This window comes from Methylobacterium sp. WL9, from assembly GCF_008040035.1.
Taxonomy (GTDB): Bacteria; Pseudomonadota; Alphaproteobacteria; order Rhizobiales; family Beijerinckiaceae; genus Methylobacterium; species Methylobacterium thuringiense.
Genome location: NZ_VRVE01000199.1, coordinates 1 through 621, shown reverse-complemented (window position 1 = coordinate 621; position 621 = coordinate 1). Strand labels below are relative to the sequence as shown.

Sequence of the window (621 nt, the reverse complement as noted above, 5' to 3'; positions counted from 1 at the left end):
TCCTCGCCCGCATGGCGGCGGGCGAGGGTGGGGTCGAGGGTGGTGAGAGAGATCGCGACCTTCACCAGCCCGTCCGCCGCCATGCGGGCGAGGATGTCGCGGTCGCGCAGGACGAGGCTCGATTTCGTCACAATTCCAACGGGATGGCGCCAGCGGGCGAGCACCTCGAGCACACCGCGGGTGAGGCGGTGCTCCCGCTCGATCGGCTGGTAGGGGTCGGTGGCGGTGCCGAGAGCGATGGTGCGGGGCGCATAACCCGGTCGAGCGAGATCATGCTTCAGGGCAGCCACGGCATTGGATTTCGCAAAAAGCCGGGTCTCGAAGTCGAGTCCGGGCGAGAGCCCGACATAGGCGTGGTTCGGCCGTGCGAAGCAGTAGATGCAGCCGTGCTCGCAGCCGCGATAGGGATTGATCGACCGGTCGAATCCGATGTCCGGCGAGGTGTTGTACGTGATCAGCGTCCGGGCCGTCTCGATGCCGACCACGGTGCGCGACGTGGCCAGCATGTTATGCGCGTCCTGGTGCGCATCCCAGCCATCATCGAACGCCTCGCGATGGGCGCGCTCGAACCGGCCGTCGGGATTGGCCGTCGCGCCGCGGCCGCGCCGGGTCTCGGCCGGG

The 621-nt window shown here is 68.6% G+C and carries 1 protein-coding gene; it reads right to left on the bottom strand.

The window, feature by feature from the left end:
* A partial coding sequence (locus FV217_RS22480) for a radical SAM protein (protein ID WP_147821855.1) occupies positions 1-621 on the bottom strand: 621 nt, incomplete at both ends.